General features: G+C 70.5%; 23 protein-coding genes and 1 pseudogene. 14 read left to right on the top strand and 10 right to left on the bottom strand.

Annotated elements, in window-relative coordinates:
- The first annotated feature begins 246 nt into the window (after positions 1–246).
- Positions 247–1,257, top strand: coding sequence for a TIGR03617 family F420-dependent LLM class oxidoreductase (locus E1288_RS11410; RefSeq protein WP_132484090.1), 1,011 nt, complete (start codon positions 247–249; stop codon positions 1,255–1,257).
- A gap of 17 nt (positions 1,258–1,274) precedes the next feature.
- Here E1288_RS11410 and E1288_RS11405 read toward each other — a convergent pair whose 3' ends face one another.
- The gene (locus tag E1288_RS11405; RefSeq protein WP_132484088.1) at positions 1,275–1,844 is read right to left on the bottom strand and encodes a LysR family transcriptional regulator; all 570 of its coding nucleotides are present in this window, start codon (positions 1,842–1,844) and stop codon (positions 1,275–1,277) included.
- A 239-nt stretch (positions 1,845–2,083) separates the two neighbouring features.
- On the opposite strand from E1288_RS11405, the gene E1288_RS11400 reads away from it, so the two are divergent.
- The 5 genes from E1288_RS11400 to E1288_RS11380 all read left to right on the top strand — a co-directional run bounded on the left by E1288_RS11400 (position 2,084) and on the right by E1288_RS11380 (position 9,417).
- Positions 2,084–2,593: a hypothetical protein gene (locus E1288_RS11400; protein ID WP_207954297.1), complete on the top strand. Its 510-nt coding sequence runs from the start codon at positions 2,084–2,086 to the stop codon at positions 2,591–2,593.
- Positions 2,563–3,981 (top strand): hypothetical protein, encoded by a 1,419-nt coding sequence (locus tag E1288_RS11395; protein ID WP_132484086.1) that lies wholly within the window; start codon positions 2,563–2,565, stop codon positions 3,979–3,981. Before E1288_RS11400 ends, E1288_RS11395 begins: the two co-directional genes overlap by 31 nt.
- The gene (locus E1288_RS11390) at positions 3,978–5,306 is read left to right on the top strand and encodes a VWA domain-containing protein (protein WP_132484084.1); all 1,329 of its coding nucleotides are present in this window, start codon (positions 3,978–3,980) and stop codon (positions 5,304–5,306) included. The genes E1288_RS11395 and E1288_RS11390 overlap by 4 nt, the downstream gene beginning before the upstream one ends.
- A gap of 230 nt (positions 5,307–5,536) precedes the next feature.
- Positions 5,537–6,649 carry an ATP-binding protein gene (locus E1288_RS11385; protein WP_132484082.1) on the top strand — a complete coding sequence of 371 codons (1,113 nt, stop codon included), beginning with the start codon at positions 5,537–5,539 and terminating at the stop codon, positions 6,647–6,649.
- Positions 6,646–9,417, top strand: a complete 2,772-nt coding sequence (locus E1288_RS11380) for a DUF5682 family protein (protein WP_132484080.1) — start codon at positions 6,646–6,648, stop codon at positions 9,415–9,417. Before E1288_RS11385 ends, E1288_RS11380 begins: the two co-directional genes overlap by 4 nt.
- Before the next feature lie 68 nt (positions 9,418–9,485).
- Here the strand turns inward: E1288_RS11380 and E1288_RS11375 are convergent, their stop codons facing one another.
- The 3 genes from E1288_RS11375 to E1288_RS11360 all read right to left on the bottom strand — a co-directional run bounded on the left by E1288_RS11375 (position 9,486) and on the right by E1288_RS11360 (position 11,683).
- Positions 9,486–9,689 (bottom strand): DUF397 domain-containing protein, encoded by a 204-nt coding sequence (locus E1288_RS11375; RefSeq protein WP_132484078.1) that lies wholly within the window; start codon positions 9,687–9,689, stop codon positions 9,486–9,488.
- Positions 9,690–9,704: 15 nt separating this feature from the next.
- Positions 9,705–10,544 (bottom strand): DUF5753 domain-containing protein, encoded by an 840-nt coding sequence (locus E1288_RS49820; protein WP_268951826.1) that lies wholly within the window; start codon positions 10,542–10,544, stop codon positions 9,705–9,707.
- 236 nt (positions 10,545–10,780) lie between these two features.
- Complete coding sequence (locus tag E1288_RS11360) at positions 10,781–11,683, bottom strand: PaaX family transcriptional regulator C-terminal domain-containing protein (protein ID WP_132484074.1); 903 nt, start codon at positions 11,681–11,683, stop codon at positions 10,781–10,783.
- A 292-nt stretch (positions 11,684–11,975) separates the two neighbouring features.
- Between E1288_RS11360 and E1288_RS11350 the strand changes: the two genes are divergently transcribed.
- On the top strand, positions 11,976–13,169 hold the full coding sequence (locus E1288_RS11350) for a DUF418 domain-containing protein (protein ID WP_235883488.1): 1,194 nt from the start codon (positions 11,976–11,978) through the stop codon (positions 13,167–13,169).
- 196 nt (positions 13,170–13,365) lie between these two features.
- On the opposite strand, the gene E1288_RS11345 is transcribed toward E1288_RS11350, so the two are convergent.
- Positions 13,366–14,253 (bottom strand): RNA methyltransferase, encoded by an 888-nt coding sequence (locus E1288_RS11345; RefSeq protein ID WP_132484072.1) that lies wholly within the window; start codon positions 14,251–14,253, stop codon positions 13,366–13,368.
- A 303-nt stretch (positions 14,254–14,556) separates the two neighbouring features.
- Between E1288_RS11345 and E1288_RS11340 the strand changes: the two genes are divergently transcribed.
- Positions 14,557–16,851, top strand: a complete 2,295-nt coding sequence (locus E1288_RS11340) for an ATP-binding protein (RefSeq protein WP_235883486.1) — start codon at positions 14,557–14,559, stop codon at positions 16,849–16,851.
- A 140-nt stretch (positions 16,852–16,991) separates the two neighbouring features.
- Here E1288_RS11340 and E1288_RS11335 read toward each other — a convergent pair.
- Positions 16,992–17,141: pseudogene (locus E1288_RS11335) on the bottom strand (inositol monophosphatase family protein); the annotation flags it as partial.
- Between the two features lie 24 nt (positions 17,142–17,165).
- Positions 17,166–17,669 carry an ester cyclase gene (locus tag E1288_RS11330; RefSeq protein WP_235883484.1) on the bottom strand — a complete coding sequence of 168 codons (504 nt, stop codon included), beginning with the start codon at positions 17,667–17,669 and terminating at the stop codon, positions 17,166–17,168.
- Positions 17,670–17,879: 210 nt separating this feature from the next.
- Here E1288_RS11330 and E1288_RS11325 point away from each other — a divergent pair, with 210 nt between their 5' ends.
- Together E1288_RS11325 and E1288_RS46860 are read left to right on the top strand one after the other, a co-directional pair.
- Positions 17,880–18,119, top strand: a complete 240-nt coding sequence (locus tag E1288_RS11325; RefSeq protein WP_132484066.1) for a hypothetical protein — start codon at positions 17,880–17,882, stop codon at positions 18,117–18,119.
- 32 nt (positions 18,120–18,151) lie between these two features.
- Entirely contained in the window at positions 18,152–18,319 is a 168-nt protein-coding gene (locus E1288_RS46860; RefSeq protein WP_165968073.1) for a hypothetical protein, read from the top strand.
- A gap of 22 nt (positions 18,320–18,341) precedes the next feature.
- On the opposite strand, the gene E1288_RS11320 is transcribed toward E1288_RS46860, so the two are convergent.
- Positions 18,342–18,755, bottom strand: a complete 414-nt coding sequence (locus tag E1288_RS11320) for a cytochrome P450 (RefSeq protein ID WP_235883483.1) — start codon at positions 18,753–18,755, stop codon at positions 18,342–18,344.
- Between the two features lie 71 nt (positions 18,756–18,826).
- Between E1288_RS11320 and E1288_RS11315 the strand changes: the two genes are divergently transcribed.
- Positions 18,827–19,402: a TetR/AcrR family transcriptional regulator gene (locus E1288_RS11315; RefSeq protein WP_132484062.1), complete on the top strand. Its 576-nt coding sequence runs from the start codon at positions 18,827–18,829 to the stop codon at positions 19,400–19,402.
- Between the two features lie 69 nt (positions 19,403–19,471).
- On the opposite strand, the gene cynR is transcribed toward E1288_RS11315, so the two are convergent.
- Entirely contained in the window at positions 19,472–20,359 is an 888-nt protein-coding gene (cynR, locus tag E1288_RS11310) for a transcriptional regulator CynR (protein WP_132484060.1), read from the bottom strand.
- A gap of 117 nt (positions 20,360–20,476) precedes the next feature.
- On the opposite strand from cynR, the gene E1288_RS11305 reads away from it, so the two are divergent.
- The 3 genes from E1288_RS11305 (at position 20,477) to E1288_RS11295 (ending at position 22,463) form a co-directional block, all read left to right on the top strand.
- Positions 20,477–21,073 (top strand): carbonic anhydrase, encoded by a 597-nt coding sequence (locus E1288_RS11305; RefSeq protein ID WP_132484058.1) that lies wholly within the window; start codon positions 20,477–20,479, stop codon positions 21,071–21,073.
- A 131-nt stretch (positions 21,074–21,204) separates the two neighbouring features.
- Positions 21,205–21,675 carry a cyanase gene (cynS, locus tag E1288_RS11300; RefSeq protein WP_132484056.1) on the top strand — a complete coding sequence of 157 codons (471 nt, stop codon included), beginning with the start codon at positions 21,205–21,207 and terminating at the stop codon, positions 21,673–21,675.
- 290 nt (positions 21,676–21,965) lie between these two features.
- Positions 21,966–22,463: a nucleoside deaminase gene (locus tag E1288_RS11295; RefSeq protein ID WP_132484054.1), complete on the top strand. Its 498-nt coding sequence runs from the start codon at positions 21,966–21,968 to the stop codon at positions 22,461–22,463.
- A gap of 50 nt (positions 22,464–22,513) precedes the next feature.
- Here E1288_RS11295 and E1288_RS11290 read toward each other — a convergent pair whose 3' ends face one another.
- Positions 22,514–22,978 carry an Lrp/AsnC family transcriptional regulator gene (locus E1288_RS11290; protein ID WP_235883482.1) on the bottom strand — a complete coding sequence of 155 codons (465 nt, stop codon included), beginning with the start codon at positions 22,976–22,978 and terminating at the stop codon, positions 22,514–22,516.
- Between the last annotated feature and the right edge of the window lie 77 nt (positions 22,979–23,055).

Genomic DNA, 23,055 nt, shown 5'->3' with positions numbered 1-23,055 from the left:
TTGGCCTAGAAGTGGCTTGTCTTCGAGCGGCCGGGCGAGATCGCGGGGTGCGGCGTGCGACGTCGGCCTGAGCTCGATTCATAGGCGATCCCGGCCGGACGCATCGTCAACTGCGGACTTCACGGACGGCTCCGCCGGTGGTTCGCTGGGGCGCGGAAGCCGCATCGGCGGCGGAGTCCGGGCCGTTGATCTCGGCACGGGACCGCGAACCGTGCCGCCCGTGCCACTGCGATCGGAGATTTCCTCGTGAAAGCGGACATCCTGCTTCAGCGCGACCTCACCTCGGCGGCGAGCGAGGCGGCCCGGGCGGAAGCGCTCGGGCTGGACGGGTTCCTGGTGACCGAGACCAAGCACGACGCCTTCCTGCCGCTGGCGCTCGCCGCCGCCGCCACTTCGAAGATCGAGATCGGCACGTCCATCGCGATCGCCCTGGCGCGAACCCCCATGACGACCGCCACCAGCAGCTACGACCTGCAGCGGTTGTCCGGCGGCCGGGTGGTGCTGGGGCTCGGATCGCAGATCCGGCCGCACATCACCAATCGCTACGGCATGCCCTGGTCGAAGCCGGCGGCGCGGATGCGGGAGTACGTGTGCGCCATGCACGCGATCTGGGACTGCTGGCAGCACGGGACGAAACTCGACTTCCGCGGCGACTTCTACACGCACACCTTGATGACCCCGATGTTCGACCCCGGCCCCGTGCCGAGCGGAAACCCGAAGGTGCTGCTCGCCGCGGTCGGTGCGTTGATGACGGAGGCGGCCGGTGAGGTCGCGGACGGCTTGATCTGCCACCCGTTCAGCTCCGTCGAGTACCTCCGCGCGCACACGCTGCCCGCGGTCGCCGCGGGACGCGAACGCGCCGGGCGGAACGACGCCGACTTCGAGTTCGCGGGCATGGTCATGCTGGCGACCGGTCGGACCGAGGCCGAGATGCAGGCGGCGATCGCCGGTACGCGCAGGCAGATCGCCTTCTACGCGTCCACCCCGGCCTACCGGCCGGTCCTGGAGCAGCACGGCTGGGGTGCGCTCCAAGAGGAGTTGAACGCGTTGTCCAAGCGCGGCGAGTGGGACGAGATGGGGCGCCGCATCACCGACGACGTCCTCGGCACGTTCGCGATCGTCGCGGAACCGGAGAAGGCGGGTGCGCTGGTGCGGAGCCGTTTCGGCGGCCTGCTGGACCGGGTTTCGCTGTCCCTGCCGTACGAGGCGGACGAGGGACTGGTGGCGGAGGTGCTGGCCGGCGTCAGGACGGCGTGACGAACGGCCTGCGCGGTTCAGCCGGGACTCGAAACCGCCCGGGCCAGCGCGAGTTCGACGAACGCGGCGGCAGCCGGTGACAGCGACCCCCGGCGGTGCCCCAGCTTGGTCTCGACGTGGAGGCGCACCCTGCTCTCCTCCTCGGGCACCGCCACGATGGGGACCCCGCCCAGCTCCGCCGCCGGGACCGGGTCCGGGAGATCGACGCCCGTTCCCGGCGGGAAGATCACGCACAGCCGGTGCACGCCGAGCTCGTGGACCTCCAGGTCGGTGTCGGGGATCGGCACGTAGGTCAGCGCCAGTTCGTGCCGGCCTTCGCGGATCAGCCCGCCGAGCGCGTCTTCGGCGCGGATTTCCTTGATGTGCAGGCTGATTTGCGGATGGATCCGACGGAATGCCGCGATCGCGGAGGTGATCGGGCGCTGCAGCAGGGCGGCCCGGACCAGCAGGTCGAGGTGGCCGTGCGAGAGCCCGCGGACATCGTCGAGCGAGTCCCGTGCGGCGACCGCAGCGCGTAGCGCTTGCCGGGCGGGGCCCAGCAGGGCGTCGCCTGCGGCGGTCAGCACGAGGTTGCGTCCGTGGGCCACGGGCGGTCAGCGCCCGGCGTCTCCAGTGGAGGCGGTGGAAGAGGCGTAGGGCGTATTCGGTCGGAACAACCGGCCGTCGTCCAGTCCGCAGTCGTTCCGCAGGGTCTTGGCGGCACGTCCTCCCCGGGCGGGAGCTCCGCGTGCGGCGCCCTGAGTGCCATGATCGGGATTGTCGGGGGTCGCAAGTATGTTCGTCGTGTCGCGTCGTTGCGGCGTGGAATCCGCTTGGTGCATTGGAGATGGTGTTGGAAGCTTGGGAGACGTCGAGCACGGCGCGGGTGCTGCCACCCGCACGGCCGCGCAAGCTCGCCAAGGTCCCGTTCGTCGAGCTGGCGGACGGGCGCTTGCAGGGCGTGGTGTCCAGCGGGTCGGACATCGAGCGGGTCTACGTCTCGTCGGTCGCGGCCGGTGATCACGCGTTCGCCTGCAGCACCAACAACAACCGGCCCTGCGGCGGCGCTCGCGGCTCGTTCTGCAACCACATCCGGGCCCTGATCAACGAGGCGGTCCTGCAGTACGGCGCCGGGCGCGTCGCGCGCTACCTGAAGGTCGAGATCGCGGACGAGGAGGCGGGCGCTCCCGCCATCGCCGACGGCATGAGCAGCGCGAATCCGCCGCAGGCCGACAGCAAGGCCGCCGCGACCGTCTTCAGCCGGTTCCTGCGCCACCTGGCCTACCTGGAGCTCGCCCCGTCCACCGCGCCGCTGCCGGAGATGCAGTGGTTCCCGCCGACCAGGGCGGTGGCGTGATGCGCGCCGATCTGCTCGCCGGAACCATCGCCGGGCTCGACGAAGCCCTGGCGGCCGTCGACGCCTTCGACCATGCGCTCATCGGCGGCCTGCTCCGGCCGCAACCCGCCCAGGCCGCCGAACTGGCCGAACTCGCCGACGCGGTCGCGGGAACGCCGCTGGCCGCCGCGGTCGCCGAGGCGGCCGAGAAGGCGGCGGCCGGCGCCGCGGGCGAAGACCACTTCGTCGCCCTCGCCGCCGCCCGCACCGCGCTGCTCGGTTCCGTCCACGATGCACTGATGGCCCGGGTGGCGGAGGCGACCGGCCGGGCCGCCGGCGACGATCCGGCCCCGGCGAACGGCGGGCAGCACGGGGCGAACCTCCTCGCGGCCGCCCGCTCCTGGCTGTCCGACCTGGCGCGATCCGGGTGGCGGGGCATCGACCACGACGTGGTCTCCGCCTCGGCGCAGGTCGTCTCCGCGATGCTGCCGGACCCGGCCCTGCGCCGGTTGGCGTCGCTCCTCGACGGCTTCGCCGCCGAACTCGCGGCGTCCTGCCCGGGCACGGCGCTGGCGCGCATCCCGGCGCGCCGCTGGGCCGACCTGTGGTCGCGCGCGATGCTGCTGACGCTGCCAGGGGCGGCCGACGTGCCGGAGACCGACACCGCATCCGGCCGGCTCCTGCCCCTCGGTGTGGACGTGCACGAGCACGCGACCGCGGTGCAGGCCCAGGTCCACGCGGTGTTCGAGCCCGCCGACGGCGCCGAGCCCCGCCTGGTGCGTGCCAGCGTGTCGGCGCCCAAGCCCGACACCATCGTCGGAGCGGGCCTCTGGCAGCTGCTCCGCCCGCACATGTCGCTGCTGGCGGCCGTCAGCGAGGGCCGCTCGATGGACCTCGACGGCATGCCGATCACCGCCGAGGGCGACCTGATCTGGAGCGACGAGCGCGCCCGCCCGGGCGAGCCCGCCGACGCCTTCGCCACCGCCCGCGTCGCCTTGACCACCGCGACCGTTCCGGCGACCGCGCCGCTGGACCGGCACCCGGCGCGCATCGCCGTGCCCGTCTTCCTGGAGGGCTACGACGCCGAAGTGGACGGCGACGCAATGGCTTTCACCATCGCCGGGCATCGGTTGGCCGTCGACGCCGACCGCATTCCGGCCGCCGGTCCGCTCACCCCCGAAGCGGTCGCGGCGTCGAGCGCGTGCATCGGCCTGCTCCGCTGGGATTCCGGCGCCTTCGGCATCCAGCCGCTCGCCGTCGAAACCATCAAGCGGAAGAAGGCCGTCGCGGTCCACGCCGGGGCGTGGGCCGGTGGCACGACCGACAAGGCCGGTGTCAAGGCGGAGAAGGCCGCCACCGACGCCGCAGCGGTGCTTCGGGAACGCGCCGGGAGGTTGTTGCGGAAATGACCGAACACGATCCCCACGACAACCGCCGCCAGGTCCTGTACTGGCGGCTGCTCGCCCGGCTCTTCGACGACGAGGAGCAGGCGACGCTGGAATCCGCGAGCGTCGCCGTGGTCGAGGACATCGGCCTGCCGCCCGCGCTGCTGGATCCGCAGGTCTCCGTCGACTCGATCGTCCAGCGCCATCCGGGCCTGGCCGCCGAGTTCGACGGCCTGATGACCTCGGAGTCCACATCGGACGGTGACGAGCGCGACCGGGCCGCCGAGGTGCGGCGCGCGGCGCTGGTGTCGAAGGTGCTGCTCAACGTCTTCAACTCCGGCAGCGGCACGGTCACCGCGGGACAGCTGTCGCGCTGGCAGTCGGATGCTGGCTGGCTGGAACGCGCGCTCGGTTGCCAGCCGGGGGAGCTGCGCGGCGGTCGATCCGGCGGCTCCGGCCTCAGGCAGGAGCTCGGTGACATCGAGGCCGACCTGGTCAAGCGGATGCACCTCCGCGAGGTGCTGGCCGATCCCGCGCTCGCCGCGCAGCTGACCCCGAGCATGTCGCTGATCGAGCAGTTGTTGCGGGACAAGAGCAACCTGTCCGGCGTGGCGCTGGCCAACGCCAAGGCGCTGATCCGCCGCTACGTCGACGAGGTCGCCGAAGCCCTGCGCACCCAGGTGGAGAAGGCCACCGTCGGCGCCGTGGACCGCTCGGTCCCGCCGAAGCGGGTGTACCGGAACCTGGACCTCGACCGCACGATCTGGAAGAACCTCACCAACTGGAGCCCGGAGGAGGAGCGGCTGTACGTCGACCGCCTCTTCTACCGGCACACCGCCCGCAAGACCACGCCGCAGCGGCTGATCGTGGTCGTCGACCAGTCGGGCTCGATGGTCGACTCGATGGTGAACTGCACCATCCTGGCGTCGATCTTCGCCGGGCTGCCGAAGGTCGACGTGCACCTGATCGCCTACGACACGCACGCGATCGACCTCACGCCCTGGGTGCACGACCCGTTCGACGTGCTGCTGCGCACCAACCTGGGCGGCGGGAACGACGGTCCGGTGGCGATGGCCATGGCCCGGCCGAAGATCGCCGAGCCGCAGAACACCGTCATGGTCTGGATCTCGGACTTCTACGAGTTCGACCGCTCCCAGCCGCTGTTCGAGGGCATCGAGGCGGTCCACCGGTCGGGCGTGAAGTTCATCCCGGTCGGCTCGGTGACCAGCTCCGGCCGCCAGGAGGTCAACCCCTGGTTCCGCGAGCGCTTCAAGGCCCTCGGCACGCCGGTCATCTCCGGCCACATCCGCAAACTCGTCCAAGAACTCAAGACATTCCTCGGGCAATGACTGTTTCCAGGCTCATCTTGCGTGGCGGTGCGGGTGGCGGAACCTCAGACGCCGTCTGGACTGTGGGATCCCCGATTTGAGTATGTCCAATACGCGACATCGGGGCTGTCCTCGCCAGACGACGTCTGAGAACCCGCGGCGGTGCAAGTTGCGAGGGTGGGCTAAGCGCCTTCGGCGCTTCAAAGAACAACCAAACCAGCTCCAAGACAAGCACTGAGAAAGGCCCACACATGTCCGACCTGTTGCGCGCTCCGGCCGAGATCAAGTACGCCGAGGAGCTGGACTGGCTGGAGTCGATCGACGACGGTCCCAAGCCGTTCGCCTGGCGGCTGTCCCCGAAGATGGTCCGCCTGTTCGTGCTCGGCTCCGAGCGCGCCGACGGCCTCGACCGGGAGATCGCGCCGAAGTGGTTCGGCGACCGCAGTTTCGTCGAGCGCTCCATCGTCACGCTGGCCTCCGACCGCGGCCTGCTGCTGATCGGCGACCCCGGCACCGGCAAGAGCTGGCTGGCCGAGCTGCTGGCCGCCGCGATCAGCCGGAACTCCACGCTCGTCGTGCAGGGCACCGCGGGCACCACCGAGGACCAGATCAAGTACTCGTGGAACGTGTCCATGGTCATCGCCAAGGGGCAGTCGCGGGAGTCGATGATCCCCTCGCCGATCATGACCGCCATGGAGACCGGCGCGATCGGCCGCTTCGAGGAGCTCACCCGCTCCACCAGCGACGTGCAGGACGCGCTGATCTCGATCCTGTCGGAGAAGTACATCTCGGTCCCCGAGCTCGACGGCGACAACATCGTCTTCGCCAAGCCGGGCTTCTCGATCATCGCCACCGCCAACAGCCGGGACCGGGGCGTCAACGACCTGTCCTCGGCGCTCAAGCGCCGCTTCAACTTCGTGCGCATCCCGGTGGTGACGAACAAGAAGAGCGAGGCGGAGATCGTCCGCTTCCGCACCGAGGAGCTGTTGCGCCGCCACCAGATCGAGCTCGACGTGCCGCCGACGCTGCTGGACGTGCTGCTGCGCAGCTTCGCCGATCTGCGCGCCTCCGCGGCCGCGGCCGGCAGCGACGATGAGAAGCTGGAGTCGGCGCTGTCCACCGCCGAGCAGATCGGCGTGCTCGAAGACGCGATCCTGCACAGCAACTTCTTCGGCGAGCACGCGCTGACCGCCCGCACCCTCGCCTCCTCGCTCGTCGGATCGCTGGCCAGGCGAGCGCCGGAGGACCTGGCGATCCTCAACAAGTACCTGCACGGCGTCGTCGAGCCGCGCAGCAAGGACGAGGGCGGATCGTGGCCGGAGTTCCTGGAGGGCGGCCGCGACGCGATCGCCACCCTGTCATGAGCGGCGCCTTCGACGCGCTCCGCACGCAGCTGCGGGAAGCCGCCGCGGCGTTCGCCGACGGGCCCGATGCGCTGGAGGGCATCCTGCTCGGCATCGTCGACGACGTCGACCGCGCGCAGCGCGAGCCGCTGGAGATCTTCCCGGTCTGCCACCACTCGCCGGCTTCGGCCATCGCGATGGCCCGGCGGCTGCGGCAGAAGCAGCCGAAGGTGGTCTACCTGGAGCTGTGCGAGGACATGGCGCCGCTGCTGACCGAACTGCGCAACTGCCGGCTCCCGGTCGCGGTGCAGGCGTTCGCGACCGAGGTCGAGGGCTTCCCGGTGGAATGGTCGCCGCTGTCGGTGGTCGCCCCGATCACCGAGGCGTCGGCCGAGTACCAGGCGATCGCCTACGCGCTGGAAACACCGGGCGTCGAACTGGTCCTCGTCGACCGGTCCTCCGACCACGTCTTCCAGTGGGTGGCGGGCGCGGAGGAGCCCGCCGCCCCGGACGCGCCGCCGGCGGACAAGGAGACCGCGCTGCACGGCGACGCGATCGGCGTGGAGATCGGCGACCTGCGGCCGCGCTTCGCGGAGCTGGAGGAGCACCTGCTGCGCCACGGCCGGGTGCGCCACTGGTCGGAGTGGTGGCACCAGTACGTCGAACTGCCGCTCGGCGACAGCGACCACGACGCCTACCGGCAGGTCATGCTCCTGATCGGCAGCCTGTTCCGCCGCCTCGCGCCCGGCGATCCGCACCGGGTGCGCGTGGACGAGGACCGCGAGCGGTACATGTGGACCAGGATGCGCGAGCACCTGGCCGCGACCGGCGCCGATCCGGCGGACTGCCTGTACGTCTGCGGCGCGTTCCACGCGGCCAGCCGCGTCGCGGAGTTCGGCGTGCACGGCACCGACACCTTCGAGATCAGCCCGCCCAGCGCCAGCAAGTGGCAGCACGGCCTGATCCCGTCGAGCAACGCGGCGATCGAGGCGCAGTTCGGCCTGGCCGCCGGTTCGGTGTCGATCGCCGCGACGGAGTGGGCGAAGAACCTCAAGCGCACCAAGGTGCAGCCGTTCCGGCTCGCCGGGCAGGCGGGTGCGAAGAAGAAGCCGGGGAAGACCGCGCCGCCGGTCGATCCCGCGCCGACCGGGCCTTCGGACAAGCTCTCCGGCTTCCTCCAGCGACCGCCCGTCCTCGACCGGCTGGACGAGGCCGAGCTGCTGGGCTGGTCGGTGGACATCGTGCGCGCCGCGCGCCGCAACGGCTACCTCGCGTCCACCGCGGACGCGATCGCCGTGTTCGAGACGTCGATCCTGCTGGCCGGGATGCGCGACCGGGCCAAGCCCACGCCGTACGACTTCCAGGACGCGGCGATCACCTGCATCGAGAAGGACGCCGTGCCGGGCAGGCGCGACGTGCGCCGCCTCGTCGAGATCATGATGGGCGGCGACCGGATCGGTCAGGTCGGCTACGACGCGCTGCCGCCGCTGGCGCGGGATGTGCACGACCGGCTCGCGCCGCTGGAGCTCAAGCTCCAACAACGCGGCGTGCAAAGAGCGTTGCTGGACATCGCGTCCCGGCCGGAGCTGGCGCAGTGCTCCGACGTGCTGTGGATGCTGCGCTACCTGCTGCCGCGCGGCGCGGCGCGGCCGATCATGGGTGAGCGGCGGCTCGGCGAGCGGCCGATCCAGGAGTCGTGGGACGTGGCGCTCGGCACCCACCAGCGGGCGCTGATCGAACTCGGCTACGAAGGCGTCAGCATCGAGCAGGTGCTGGAGCAGCGCCTGCGCGGCGCGGCGTACGGCCCACACGCGACCACGGCCACCGTCCTGGAGGCCGTCGAGGACGCGACGCTCTACCTGCGCAGCCGACGCCTCGCCAACGAGCTGGGCACCCGTGCCCTGGAAGTCCTGGCGACCGAGCGCAGCGTCGACGGTGCGCCGGAAGTCCTGCGCCGGGTGCGCCGGCTGCTGGCGTACTACCGGACCAGCGAGCCGGTGCTACCGCCGTGGATCGAAGCGTTCGTCAAGACCGGCTACGCGCACTACTGCACCCTGTTGCCGACGGCGTTCACCGACGAGGACGCGACCGTCGACCAGGTCGCCGCCATGCTGGGCTTCCTGTTCAGCATGGAGGGCCTGGCGCTGTCGCTGGGCTGCGACCGGGCGCAGCTGGAGCTGGCGTTCGCGCAGTCGCATCCGCAGGAGCCGGCGAAGCTGGCCCTGCTGTGGGCGGCTCAGGTGCAGCTCGGGCAGCTCTCCCGGGCGGAGCTGCGGGCGCGGTGCGACGAGTTGCTCGCCAACCCCATGGTGGTGCCCGTTTACCCGCGCTACCTAAGCGGATTCGTGCACGCGCTGGAACCCGTGCCGGGCCTGACCGACTTCGTCGTGGAAGCGGTGTCGAACGCGTTCCGGCGACTGCCGGACCCGGTGCTGCTGCCGTGGTTGCCCAGCCTGATCAGCACCCTGCGTGCCGGCGGCGCGGAGCTGGCGCCGATGCTCATCCGCGAGGCCGGGCGGATCTTCCCTGGCCGCCTCGCGGAGCTGGACGAATGGGTGCCGCCGTGGCTGGCCCAGCCGACGCCGGAAGCCGTGCCGCAACGGAGAGCGCCGCGCGGGAGCGGGGTCGCGCTGCTCGCCGCACATCCCGCGACCTGCGACGCGGTAGCGAACCTGCTGGGCTGCGACGGGACGTGGCAGACGGCCGATCCCGGTGGGGCGGGCGCCGAGCTGGTCGGCCGCTACCCGGAAACGGCGGCAGCGCTGGCGGAACTGCTCGCCAAGCCGTGACATCGACACCGCAACGTGGCTATTTCGGGTTGTGAGGTGCCCGGCCGGGGCCGGGCACCTCAGCCGGATCAGCCGTTGCGTCCCGCCTTGACGTGGGTCAGGAAGCTGGACCAGGCGACGCTGTCGAAGACCAGCGTGCCGCCGTCGCGGTCCTTGGTGTCACGCACGCCGACAACGCCCAGAACCATCGCCACCTCGATACATTCGTTCTGCGTCGCGCTGTAGCTGCTCTTGAACCACGCTGCATCCGGCAGGACACGTCGTTCGATCATGGTGCGACCTCGCGTTCACTCCGAGTACTGCTTGCGCACCGATCGTATGACGCTGAGGGACTTTTTCGGAGAGAGCGCAGCTGCCTGAAGTTGGTTCCACAGCCTGGCGTAGGCCGATACGGCGTCCTTGTCATCCAGGTAGCGGGCATCGTCGAGGCATTCGACGTAGACGAACTCCAGGTCGGCCGCGATTCCGTTGGATGGGATGCGCAGCATCGTGAAGTTGAAGGAAACCCCGCCAGGCGGTGTCTCAGCGTCGAACGGCAAGACTTGAAGATTGATGTTCTGCTGCAACGCAATCTCTGCCAAGTGGTCGAGCTGCTCGCGCATGGTCCACATCGTGCCGACCTGCCGGCGCAAACATGACTCGGACAGGATGAACGACGCCGTAGTCGGCTTCGCGCTGGTGAGGATGGCCTGTCGCTCTTGCCGTGCCGCGACGTTCGCGTCGATGTCTTCGCTCTCGCGACGCGCCGACGCCGTGTCCATCGCCCGGATGTATGCCTCGGTTTGGAGGATGCCCGCCGCAGGGAAGGCTGCGGAGGTTTCCGAGGACCGAGCTGGGGGAGCCGCCACGCCATTATTGGCTGCCAACGCCGGATGAGGACAGGTTCGTGCGGCACGCTTTCCGGGGCCGCCGTTGGGAGAGCCAGTCCTGCGATACGACGGTGTGCGGCAAACGGGTAGCGATGGCCAAGCCGAGCGAGATGGACTGGTGCACCGCGCCGACTTGCCGGGACTGCAACGGAATTCTGCGCGACGAACAGGATTAACCGCCTGCCGTCGAGAAGCCCTAGCTGCGAAAGCCGGGCCTGAAGACCAGGTTCGATGCCGCTGATGCCCCCGACCCGGCATCGAACCCTCCGGCCGGTCGGCGCATTCCTCCCCCTCCCGGTGCGCCGACCGGCCACCCCGGCTCGTGAGTGTCTTGTGTCGCTATGGCAACCCAAAACACTCACGAGATCTGGGCGATCAGCCCGCGTTGAACGGCGGAGCTGGCCTTTCCGCTGGCGACGGCTGCGACCAGGCCTCCCCGTCGAAAACCGTCTCTTGTGGACTGTTCTGGCACATGCGCTGCGCCTGCGCGGGTGTCACCGCTCGTCTGCCGGGGACAGTGCGGCGTCGTAGAGCCGGAACAGCCGTGGGAGCGGCTTGTCGCGGTCCTGATCGCCCGCTGTCTCGCGGAGCTCTGCCCAACATTGCTGGGCGAGGCTGCGGGCTCGGCTGCCGGGCCAGGGACGGGGTAGCAAGTCGGGCGGCAGCAACGGATCCGGCTCCATGGCGCGGGTGAATTCCGCCGCGAGTTCCACGGCCATCGTCAGCCGCTCGGCGCCCGCCTCGACCTTTCCGTTCCGCAACTCCGAGAGGCAGGACTCGGCGAAGGCGGCGAGGCGCTCGTGACGGCCGGCGATCTCCGCCAGCGGCCACATCGCGGCCGCCAGGTCGCGCGGGTCTCCGGTGCCGCCCATGCGCAGGTCGGTGCTGGTGAGGAACTTGACCGCGTCCAGCACGCCGAGGCGGCGCGCCTCGGCCTCGACGAGGTCCTCGATGGCGTTGGCGCTGACGTAAAGACCGCCTTGCACGGCCGCGGCCCCCAGGTAGAGGAGGGTGCCGCGCAGCGCGTCCCGGGCGGTCCGGAGAGATTCCGGGATGGCGAAGGCGAAGAGGTGCCACGTGCCGTCCCACGGCGCGATCCCCAGGTCCTGGCGGTAGGCGTGACGAAGGTGATCGGCGTCGGGAACGATGGAGCCGGTGCTGTCGGCGACGGCCCGGAGCTGGGCTCGCCGCCCGCGTCCTTCATGGGTGAACTGCCCCTCGGCGACGAGGCGCTTGATGCACAGCCGGACCTGCTGGTCGGACATGCCGAGGATGCCGGCGACCGCGTAGAGCTCGGCGGCGTCGACGGTGCCGTCCTCGCGGACGAGGGCGTGCACCAGCAGTCGCGTCGGGATCTCCGGGCGCTTCACCTGGTGGGTGTTCTCCCCGGCGTTCATCGCGGCCTCCCGCTGGACAGGTCCGCCGCGGTGACGGGGCGGTTCATGGTCGTCACGGCACCGAATCCCATCAGGTCGCGCAGGAACGGCGTCTGCTGGGTGCGCACGGGCGGTGAAGCCGTGGCGTTCGTACAGGGCCCGCCGTGTCCGCGCTCTTCACCCTCCCGCTTTCGTGGGCAACCACATCATGTGTTCAAATTTACTACGTTCGTTTTGAAAACGATAGTTTTAAAGATAACCGAAACTTGGGAGGTAGGGCAGTGCAACAGCTGAACGACGACAGGAGGGCGGCGTGATCCAGACGACCGCATCCCGCCCCGGGGTAGCGACCACGCGTCTGGCGCAGGTCGATGCGCTGCGCGGCTTCGCGCTGTTCGGGATCTTGATGGTCAACATCGGCTACCTGGCCTCCGCCTACCACGGCACCGGTGTGGAAGACCCGGCCTTCGGCGGGCCGCTCGACGAGCTGGTCCGATGGCTGGTGGCGGTGTTCTTCGAGGCCAAGTTCTTCCTGCTGTTCTCCTTCTTGTTCGGCTACAGCCTCACCTTGCAGCTGGCCTCCGCCGAACGCAGCGGCGCCCGGTTCGCGCCGCGCTTCCTGCGACGCCTCGCGGGCTTGTTCGTGATCGGTGTCGTGCACGCCGTGGTGCTCTTCCCCGGTGACATCCTCACCACGTACGGGGTGCTTGGGCTGATCCTCCTTGCCCTGCACCGGATCCGGCCGCGCACGGCGGTGTTCGCCGCCGTCACGCTGCTCGCGATCACTGCGGCCGGGTATCTGCTTCTCGCGCTCACCATCGATGGTGTTGCCCCGGTTTCGACGGCCGGCGCGATGGAGGCGACCGAAGCCCTGCGCGGAGGCCCGGCGTCGATCATCGGTGCGCATCTGGCGCAGCTGCCGGACGTGGTGTTCCTGCTGGTCTTCTTCCAGGCCCCGTCGGCGCTCGCCGCCTTCCTGCTCGGCCTCGCGGCCGGACGTCACCGCGCCCTCGCCGATACTGCCCGGCATCGGCGGGTTCTGCGGTGGCTCCAGATCTTGGGCTTCACGGTCGGGTTGCTGGGCGGAGTCGTGTACGCGTATGCGAGCCTCGGCCATCCGGGGTCGGCCTACGAGGTCTTCGCGCTGGGAGTCGACGTGATCAGCGCCCCGTTGCTGGCCGCCGCTTACGCCGCGACGGTCCTCCGCCTTGCCCGCGGTCGCTACGGCCGCGCAGTGGTCGCGGCGCTGGCGCCGGCGGGCCGGATGACCTTGACCAACTACCTCGGTCAGTCCCTCGTCTGCGCCCTGATCTTCACCGGCTACGGAGCGGCGCTGGTGGGCCGCATCTCGCCGGCCGGGGTCGCGGCGATCGCGCTGGCTCTGTTCGCGCTGCAGGCCGCGGGCAGCCGGTGTTGGCTGCGCCGCCACGCCTACGGCCCGGTGGAGTGGCTGCTGCGCGCCTGGACGACGCTGAGCGTGCCGCGATGGCGCGCTCGTGCCGAATAGCGATCTCCGTCTACTGAGGAACAAAACCTGGTTTGTCCTGCCGATAAATCGGTTCTCGGCGTAGGTCGCGGCGTCAACGCCGCGGTCGAGCCTGCGCCGCGAGGAGGTCGCGCTGCTCGCCGCCGTCCAGTCTCGCATCGAGCGGCGGACCTGTGAGGGGACAGATCCGTCCCTGGCTGCGGGCGGGTCCGGGTGATCAGCCGGCCGCGGGGAAGCCGCGCTGCCGAGCGGCCTCGTACAGCACCACGGTCCCCGCCGAGGCCGCGTTGAGCGAGCTCGCGGCGCCTCCGATAGGAACCCGGACGATCTCGTCGCACAGGTCGCGCCAGGTCGCGCTCATCCCCGAGGTCTCGTTGCCGATCACCAGAAGCACGGGCCGGGTGAAGTCGAAGTCGGTGATCTCGGCGGTGCCACGCTCGTCGGTGCCCACGACCACGATCGGCACGCCGCGCCGCCGGTGCCCGTCAACCCAGTCGAGCACGTCCTGCGGCGATGGCACCCGGACCGCGGGGACCGAGAAGAGCGAGCCCGTGCTGGCGCGCACCGACTTCGGGTCGTAGACGTCCGCGGCGTGTCCGCTGACGATCAGGCCGCCGGCACCGAAGGCATCCGCGGAGCGGGCCAGGGTGCCGATGTTCCCGGGGCTGGTGGGCCGGTCGAAGACCAGGCCGAGGAAGTCCTGCCCGACCGGCAGCCGGTCGAGGTCGTCGGCGGGCAGGGCGGCGACGGCGATCAGCTCCGGCGTCTCGGATTCGCGTTCGCCGAGTTCCCAGAGCAGATCCGGGTGCACCTCCACGGCGGTCGCGTCGCATTCGTCGATCAGCCGCCGGGCCCAGGTGGACAGCTTCCGGCCCGACGGGTACAGGAGGTTGTGCAGCGGCCAGCCCTGCTCGACCGCCAGCGTGATCGGCCGGACGCCGTGGATCAGGAACTCGCCGGAACGCTGCCGCTTCGTTCGGTTCGACAACAATGCTTGCCACTGCTGGAAAAGCGCGTTCCGGGTGCTGACCCGGAGCCCTCGGGAGCGGCCACCCCCGCGCTGGTCCTGGCCCCTTCGTCCCCGGTTACGTCCTGCGTCCGACACCGGAGAAGGCTAACAGGAAGCAGCAACCGCGAGCGCTCGGCGGTCCAATGTCGACCGACGCCCGAGAACGCCGGACCGACGGCTCCGGCATGCCGCCCGCGACCCTGTCCGCACGGTTCCGCGCAACCTTGCGGCACGGGGGCCAGGTGCACAGCTCGCATTCGGGGCCGCACCCGCCGTAGGCTGGCGGTGAAAAAGGCGGGCGCTGCGCGCCCGGTGCCGCTACTTCGTTGTGGGGCCGAAATGGCCAGTCGAACGTCGCGCAGGCTGGTGGGAAATCTCCCCGCCGAGCGAACGAGTTTCGTGGGCCGTCGGCAGGAGTGCGCCGATGTGCGAGAACTCCTGTCCCGCTCCCGGTTGGTGACGCTGACCGGTGTCGGTGGGGTCGGGAAGACCAGGCTGGCGCTGCGGGTCGCCGCGCAGCTGGGCCGTGCCCACCGGGACGGCGTGTGGCTGGTCGAGCTGGCCGAGGTGCGCGACGACGACCTGGTGGTGCACACCATCGCCCAGACGCTCGGCATCCAGGACTGGTCGTCCCGGGGCGTGGACTCCGTGCTCGCCGAATACGTCCGGGACAAGGACCTCCTGATCGTGCTGGACAACTGCGAGCAGGTGCTGGACGGGTGCCTCAAGGCCGGCGCCGTGCTGCTCGACGCCGCACCCGGGCTGCGGATCCTGGCCACGAGCCGGCAGCCGCTCGAGGTCTACGGCGAACACGTCCTCGTCGTGCCGACGCTGCCGGTGCCCGGGCCGGCGGAGGTCGACGGGGGCGCGGGCACGTCCAATTCGGTGCGGTTGTTCATCGACCGGGCTTCGGCCGCGGGCTTCCGGTGCCCCGCGGGCCGGGAAAGCACCATCGTCGAGTTGTGCCGGGCGCTCGACGGGATCCCGCTGGCGATCGAACTGGCGGCGGCCCGCACCCGGTTCCTGTCGCTGGACGAACTGCTGTTGCGGATCGGCGACCGCTTCCGGCTGCTCTCCGGTGGGAACCGCACGTCCCTGCCGCGGCACCAGACGCTGCAGGCGACCATGGACTGGAGCTACGAGCTGTGCTCGGCCGAGGAACGCATGCTGTGGGCGCGGTTGTCGGTCTTCGCCGGCGGCATGGACCTGGCGGCCGTGGAGCACGTCTGCAGCGGCGACGGCCTCGCCCCGGACCGCGTGCTGGACCTGATCGCGTCGCTGATCGACAAGTCGATCCTGATCCGCACCGCGAACCCGACCGGGGATCTTCCCGCCGGCACCCGCTACCAGCTGCTGTCGACCGTCCGCGAGTACGGCCAGAGCCTGCAGGACGAGGAGGAGGGGGCCCGGCTCCGCCTGCGGCACCGGGACTGGTACCTCGGCCTGGCCGAACGCGCCGCCCGCGAGTGGTTCGGCCCGCGCCAGCTCGAATGGCGCGCCCGCATCACCACCGAGCACGACAACCTGCGGGCGGCCATGGAGTTCTGCGCGTCGAAGCCCGAGCACGTGCAGGCCGGGCTCCGCCTGGCCGGAGATCTGTGGTTCTACTGGACGGCCTGCGGGCTCATCGCCGAGGGACGGCAGTGGCTCGACCGCCTGCTGGCGCTGGATGCGAGTCCGACCGCGGCCCGGGCGACCGATCTGTGGGTCTGCAGCTGGCTGGCTTCGCACCAGGGCGATGTGGCCTGGGGCCGGTCCACGGCCGAACGGTGCATCGCGATCGCCCAGGAGCTCGACGATCCCAGCCTGGCGTCCTTCGGCATGCACCTGCGGGGCGTCGCCGCGTTGGCCGAAGGCGAGCTGGAGCAGGCCCACGACCTGTGCATTAAGGCGTGGTCACGGCATCGCACGCGCGAGGAGATCACCAGCCCGATGGTCATGTCGCTGGTCCAGGCGGGCCTGGTGGCGTGCCTGCAGGGCGATGACGAGAACGCGATCGAGCACGCCGAGGAATGCCTGCGGATCACGGCGGCCGCCGGCGAGCTGTGGACCCGCTCGTGGTCGCTCGTGGTGCGCGGCCTCGCGCGCTGGATGCGGGGCGACGCGAAGGCCGCGATCGCGGATCTTCGCGAGGGCATCGGCATCAAATGCCGCTTCAACGACCTGTTCGGCCTCGGGGTAGCGGTGGAGGTCCTGGCGTGGTCGCACGTGTCGCTGGGCGAACACGACCAGGCCGCCAGGCTGTTCGGCGTCCTCGGGCGGATCTGGCCGCTGGTCGGGATCCCGCTGCTGGGCTCGCAGCAGCTGATCGACTACCGGAGCCGGGCCGAAGCCGAAGCACGCGCGGAGCTGGGGGACGGCGTCTTCGACAAGCTCGCCGCGGAAACCGCGAAGCTACCGCTGGCGCAGAGCCTCCCGATGATGGTTCGGGGCCAGGCCCGGTCGGTTCCGGTGCAGAACCCGGCCCCGCCGGCCGGGGACCGGCAGGGCGGACCCCTGACCCGGCGCGAACTCCAGGTCGCCGAGGCCGTCGCCCGCGGCATGTCCAACAAGGAGATCGCGGCGAACCTGGTGATCAGCCAGCGCACCGCGGAGGCGCACGTCGAGCACATCCTGACCAAGCTCGACTTCGGCTCGCGCACCCAGATCGCGGCGTGGGTCGCGGCACAGCGCAAGACCGAGGGCGCCACCTAGCGGGCACCCGCCCGGGGCGGGGCCGATTTCGCGAGAGATCATCCCCGGATGACGACAGCCGCCACGTCCAGTGATCGCCGCGTTCGAGCAGGTGGTGGTGGATTTCTCGCGAGGTTGCCGGCCGGCCTCGTTGGACACCGCTAGCGCAGGTCGCGGATCACCGACATCAGCAGCTCGTGGGTTTCCGCGTCGGCGGCCGCGACGAGACCGCGGCTCGTCTCCGCGAGCGGGGTGCCGTCGATCCGGGTGACCACGCAGCCGACGGCGCGGCACACGGCGATGCCTGCGGCCGAAGCCCACTGGTCCGATGCGGATCAGGTCGGGGCCAGGCCGATGCCGATCGGCGCGTTCTCCTCGCCGCGCATCTGGCGCAGCACGGTCTCGTTGTCGAAGTAGATCCGCTCCGCGAGCAGCTTCGCGGCGTCGTCCGAGCGGAACAGGTAGAACGCCGCCAGCTCGAACGAGACACGTTGGCCGGTCGGCGGGATGCCGCAGTACTCGCCCTGGTGCGTGCCGCTGACCGTCACCTCGCGCACGGACGATCCGGGCATGTCGTACTCGGCGTTCACGGTGACGCGGAAGTCCGGAACGGCGGTCTCCAGGATCTGGTAGAAGTCCTGGACGCCCTCGAACCCCGCGTACCGCGTGCTCAGCGGGACGACGTCGTAGTAGGCGTGCTCGTCCTGGATGAAGGTGCCGTACACCCGCGACCAGTCGTGGGCGTTCTCCGCGTCGATGTGCTCGGCGATCGTGCGGCGCTGCAGTTCGATCCGTTGTCCGTCGCTGGTCGCCATGTCGGCCCCCGATTGCTCAGCCATGGCAGGACTTCCGCGTTCGAGCCTACCGTTCGGAATCCGGAGCCCGTGCGCTTCCGCGGTGCTCGCGTGCCGACCGGGAAGCGGCGACCCGGACAGAGGCGAAGGTCCCGGATTTAGGTAGTCACTACGTAGAACTCCCGTATTCCCCCGGGGGCCTCGCGGGCCAAGCTGGGTTCCGTACCGAACAGATACCCCTCAGGAAAGAACACCATGCACACCCCCCGATCCGCCACCGGACACCCGGCAGTCCGCACGCTCGATCCGCGTCCCTCCTCCTACCAGCGGCCCCACGTCTACCGAAACCTGTTCATGGGCACCTGGATCTGCGATCAGGAAGGCACCCGGGCCAACCCCGGTCCGGAGCACGCCCGCACCGTCTACCGCACGCACCTCGACGCGGTGCAGGCCGCCGTCGACATCGAAGCCGCGCAGCAGCCGGTCGCCGCGTGAACGGCGAAGACGACGATTTCCCGGACAGCCAGATGATTTTGCACAAATGCACCGAGGCGGAGCTCGACGACCGGGCCCGCCGCGCCGAGCACCACATGAACATCGCCCTCGAATCTCGCCGCTGGAACCTCGCCCAGCGCTACCGCGAGGAGATGCGCGCCGTGTCGGCGGAATCCGCCCGGCGAGCCCGGCAGGGCTGAACGCAGTGACCTGGTGGTCCCGTCACCAGGTCACCGGCAACTCCACCAGCTTGCTGGTGAACGAGTCGGCGCTGAGCCGCAACTCCTCGACGGGCACGGCCAGCCGCAGGGACGGGAACCGGGGGAGCAGCGATGCGAACACCGTCCGCAGCTCGATCCGGGCCAGCGGCGCGCCGAGGCAGTGCCACGGGCCGTGGGCGAACGCCAGGTGCGGGTTGGGCGCACGGGTGACGTCGAAGCGGTCCGGCTCTTCGAAGGCCGAGCCGTCGAAGTTGGCGAGCGTCGTGTCGAGCAGCACCGCCTCGCCGGCGCGGATCGTGACGCCGCCGATCTCGACGTCTTCCCGGGCGTAGCGCGGCAGGCCGGGCCCGCCGCGTTCGGCGGTCCGCAGGGGCGGTGGTGACGTGGGCAGGTCGGGCAGGTCCTCGGCGGGCATGTCGCCTCCGCGATGTTTACTTTGATGTGAACATCTGACCATAAACATCCTCGGGTGTACTCTCAAGCCCGATGTCGAAGATCCAGCAGGAGCCGGTGCGGCGGCTGCCCCGGGCGGAGCGCCGCGAGCAGATCCTCGCCGCGGCCACGAATGCCTTCGCCCGCACCGGGTTCGCGGGCACCGGGCTGGACGAAGTCGCCGCCGAGGCCGGGATCAGCCGGGTGATCCTGTACCGGCACTTCGAGTCCAAGACCGACCTGTACCGCGCCGTGCTGGAGCGGGCGATCGCCCGGCTGGCCGCGGCGACCGACGTGGAGGTCGGCCGCGAGAGCGCGCACGCGCTGCTCCGGTGGGCCGATGCCGAGCCCGCCGGATTCCGGCTGCTGTTCCGGCACGCCGCCAGGGAGCCCGAGTTCTGCGCGGAGGTCGACGAGCTCCGCGCGGCCATGACCGAAGAGGTGCGCGCGCGGCTGGCCGGCGCGATCGCCGCCGGGCCGTGGGCGGACTGGGCCGCGCAGCTGGCCACCGCCGTGTGCCTGGAGGCCATCATGGCCTGGCTGGACGCCGGACGTCCCGAGCCGAACGAGATCGCGGACCGGATCGATCGGGCGGTCGAGGGTGTGATCCAGGCGGCCGGAAGTCCCTGAATCCAGGGGAGAACCGCCTGTGTCGCGCCGCAAGTCCTAAGTAGACGATTTCTTGGCGGGCACCGGTGGCTACGTCTGCGCCCAGCGGTGCGTCAGCCGGATCAGTGCCCGGGACGCCGCGCTGAGGTAGGCGTTCTCGCGGCGCAGGATGCTGACGGTGCGGCTCGGGAGCCCGGGATCGAGCGGGATCGGGTGCAGGCGGGGGTGTTCCCGCGTGATGGCGTCCGGCAGCACGGTGGCCAGCGCGGTGCGCTGGATGATCTCGGTCAGCGCGGTGATCGTGTTGGTCTCGACCGCGATCGGCATCTGCGCCCGGTGCCGCGCGAAGTAGGCGTCGATGTGGCCCCTGGTGGCGAAGTCCTGGCTGAGCAGGGCCAGCTGCTGCTGCGCCGCTTCGGCGACCGGCAGGGGCAGGGCCCGCCCGGCGTGCGGATGGCCGGGACCCACGACGAGGCTGAGGGATTCGGCGAACAGCGCGGTGCTCTCGATGCCCGGCAGATGCGCGCCTTCGAAGGCGATGCCGAGGTCGAGTTCGTCGGCGAGCAGGGCGGATTCGATCCGGTCCTGGGTCATCTCCCGGACGTCCAGGCGGATTCCCGGGTGCCGGTCGTGGAACTCGCCGGCGAGCGGCCCGATCAGGTAGGCCGTGAAGGTCGGCGTCATCGCCAGGCGCAGGTGGCCGCGGGTGAGGTCCTGGACGTCCAGCACCGCGCGCCGACCTGCGGCCAGGTCGCGCAGCGCCCGCCGGGCGTGGTCGGCGTAGGTCGCGCCCGCGTCGGTCAGGCGCACGGTGCGGCCGGTGCGGTCCAGCAGTCGCACGCCCAGCGACTTCTCCAGCTGCTTGATCTGCTGCGACAGCGTCGGCTGGGAGATGTGCAGGTCCTCGGCGGCGCGGGTGAAGTTCGCGTGCTCGGCGACCGCGAGCAGGTAGCGCAGATGGCGCAGCTCGAGGGGCATGGCGCGACTATAGATGAGACCAATCGTGATCATGCGAAGTGCGACTTGGACACTATCGCCCCAGCTGGTGCACGGTTGAGTGGTCGGTCCCCGCAGAAGTCCGGAAGGAGAGTGGGCATGCACCACCTCGCCGAGGGAATCCGCCGCTTCCAGGAAGAGGTCTTCCCGGCCAAGGCGAACCTGTTCGCCGGCCTCGGCGCCGTCCACCGGCCGAGCACGCTGTTCGTCGGCTGCTCGGACGCGCGAGTCGTGCCCGAGCTGATCACCCAGCAGGAGCCGGGCGAGCTGTTCGTCATCAGGACCGCGGGCAACCTGGTGCCCGCCTACGCCCCGGGCGCGGACGGCGTCACCGCGAGCATCGAGTACGCCGTCGCGGTCCTGGGCGTGTCGGACATCGTCGTGTGCGGTCACTCCGCCTGCGGCGCGATGACCGCCATCGCCGAGGGCCACGACCTGACCGGCATGCCCGCCATCGCCGACTGGTTGCGCCACGCGGACTCCGCTCCCGGCCGCACCGCACCCGGCGATCGCGATGCCGTGGGCGCGCTGGTCCGCGACAACGTCGCCGCGCAACTGGCGAACCTCGCCACCCATCCGTCGGTGGCGCGGGCCCTCGCGAAGGGCACCGTGCGAATGCACGGCTGGATCTTCGACATCCCGACCGGCACCGTCGACGAGCTCGACGCCGGCGACCTCCGCCCCCAGGTCGCCTGACCCCGGCTCGTGCGCGTTTTGGAGCGCCATGGCACTCCAAAACGCTCACGAGGCAGGACGCAACCGCCCCGGTACCGCGGGCGGAAACCCCGCCGCAGCGCGCGGCGGCCACCCGAAAGGAAGCACGCCCCATGCCGCACGCCCAGTTCGACCCCACCGCCCGCCAGTCCGTGGCCGCGGCCGCCGTGGAGGCCAAGACCCGCAAAGACCTGACCTGGCAGCAGATCGCCGAGGCCGCCGGCCTGTCGACGGCCTTCGTCACCGCCGCCGTCCTCGGCCAGCACGCCCTGCCGGAGGCGGCGGCCAAGGCCGTCACCGAACTGCTGGGCCTCGACGACGACGCCGCGATGCTGCTGCAGACCATCCCGACCCGCGGCTCCATCGACGGCGGTGTCCCGACCGACCCGACCATCTACCGCTTCTACGAGATGCTCCAGGTCTACGGCACCACCCTGAAGGCCCTGGTCCACGAGCAGTTCGGCGACGGCATCATCAGCGCCATCAACTTCCGGCTGGACGTCAAGAAGGTCGCCGACCCCGAGGGCGGCGAGCGCGCCGTGATCACCCTCGACGGCAAGTACCTGCCGACCAAGCCCTTCTGAGGCGGACCCGAACCAGTGAGGTTTTTCCAGCCTCGTTTTGGGTGGCGGTGCGGGTGGCGGAACCTCAGAGGCTTCCTGGTCTGTGGGTGCCCCTCCTGATGTATGTCCAATACGCGGCGGAGGGGCCGTCCTCGCCAGGAAGCCCCTGAGAACCCGCGGCGGTGCAGGTGTCGTGGGTGGGTTATGCGCCTGTGGCGCATGCGATATCCCGTCGACGTGCAGCTTTGCGGCCCGCGACTGCAGGCCGACCAGGATGAAAAACGCTCAGCGCAACCGGAGGAAGGAATCCTGTGGACTTCGCACAGCGCACCATCGACCTCGCGCGGCAGAACGTCGCCGAGGGCGGCCGCCCGTTCGCGACGGTGATCGTCAAGGACGGCCAGATCGTCGCGGAAAGCCCCAACAAGGTGGCCCAGACCGGCGACCCCACCGCCCACGCCGAGATCCTCGCCATCCGCGAGGCCTGCACGAAGCTCGGTACCGAGCACCTCACCGGCGCCACCATCTACGTCCTGGCGCACCCGTGCCCGATGTGCCTGGGCTCGCTGTACTACTGCAGCCCCGACGAGGTGGTCTTCCTCACCACCCGCGACGACTACGAGCCGCACTACGTGGACGACCGGAAGTACTTCGAGCTCACCACCTTCTACGGCGAGTTCGCCAGGGACTGGGACGAGCGCCGCCTGCCGATGACCTACCACCCCCGCGACGCCGCCGTCGACGTCTACCGGGAATGGCAGGCGCGCAACGGCGGGGAGCGCCGCGTCGCCGGAGCCCCGACCGCGTGATCGCGTCGGCCGGCCCGGCTCCGGGCCGGCCGAGCCGGTGTCCTGCCCGGTCAGCCGGCGGGTTCGCCGGAGATCGGGAGCTTGTTCCCGGTCACCGGGGAGGACAGCACGATCGAGGTGGTCGTCCGGCCCAGCGCGGTCATCGACCCGAGGATCTCCTCCAGGCGGCCGACATCCGGCACCGCCACCTTGAAGATCCAGCAGTCGTCGCCGACGACGTGATGCGACTCCAGGACTTCCGGGATCTCCGTCAGCCGGTCGATCGAGCCCTCGGCGGGCTCGGTGCCGAACGCGGCCAGCCGGATGAACGCGACGACGTGGAAGCCCAGCTTCGCGGGGTTCAGCCGGACGGCATAGCCGGTGATCACGCCGAGCCGCTCCAGCCGGCGCAGCCGCTCGGCCACCGCGGGTGCGCTCAGCCCCACCCGGCGCCCCAGCTCGGCGTGCGTCATCCGGCCGTCCTCCTGGAGTTCGGCCAGCAGCGCGTGGTCGACCGCGTCCGGTTCTTCCGCCACCTTCACCCCTTGGCTTCCTTTGATTCCAATGCCATGGACAGACTCTAGCTTGTGATCATAAGCTGTGAGCGTCACCG

Source organism: Saccharopolyspora elongata (genome assembly GCF_004348985.1).
Lineage (GTDB): Bacteria > Actinomycetota > Actinomycetes > Mycobacteriales > Pseudonocardiaceae > Saccharopolyspora > Saccharopolyspora elongata.
The sequence above is the reverse complement of the archived record's forward strand: the minus strand, read 5'-3'. Positions and strand labels throughout refer to the sequence as shown.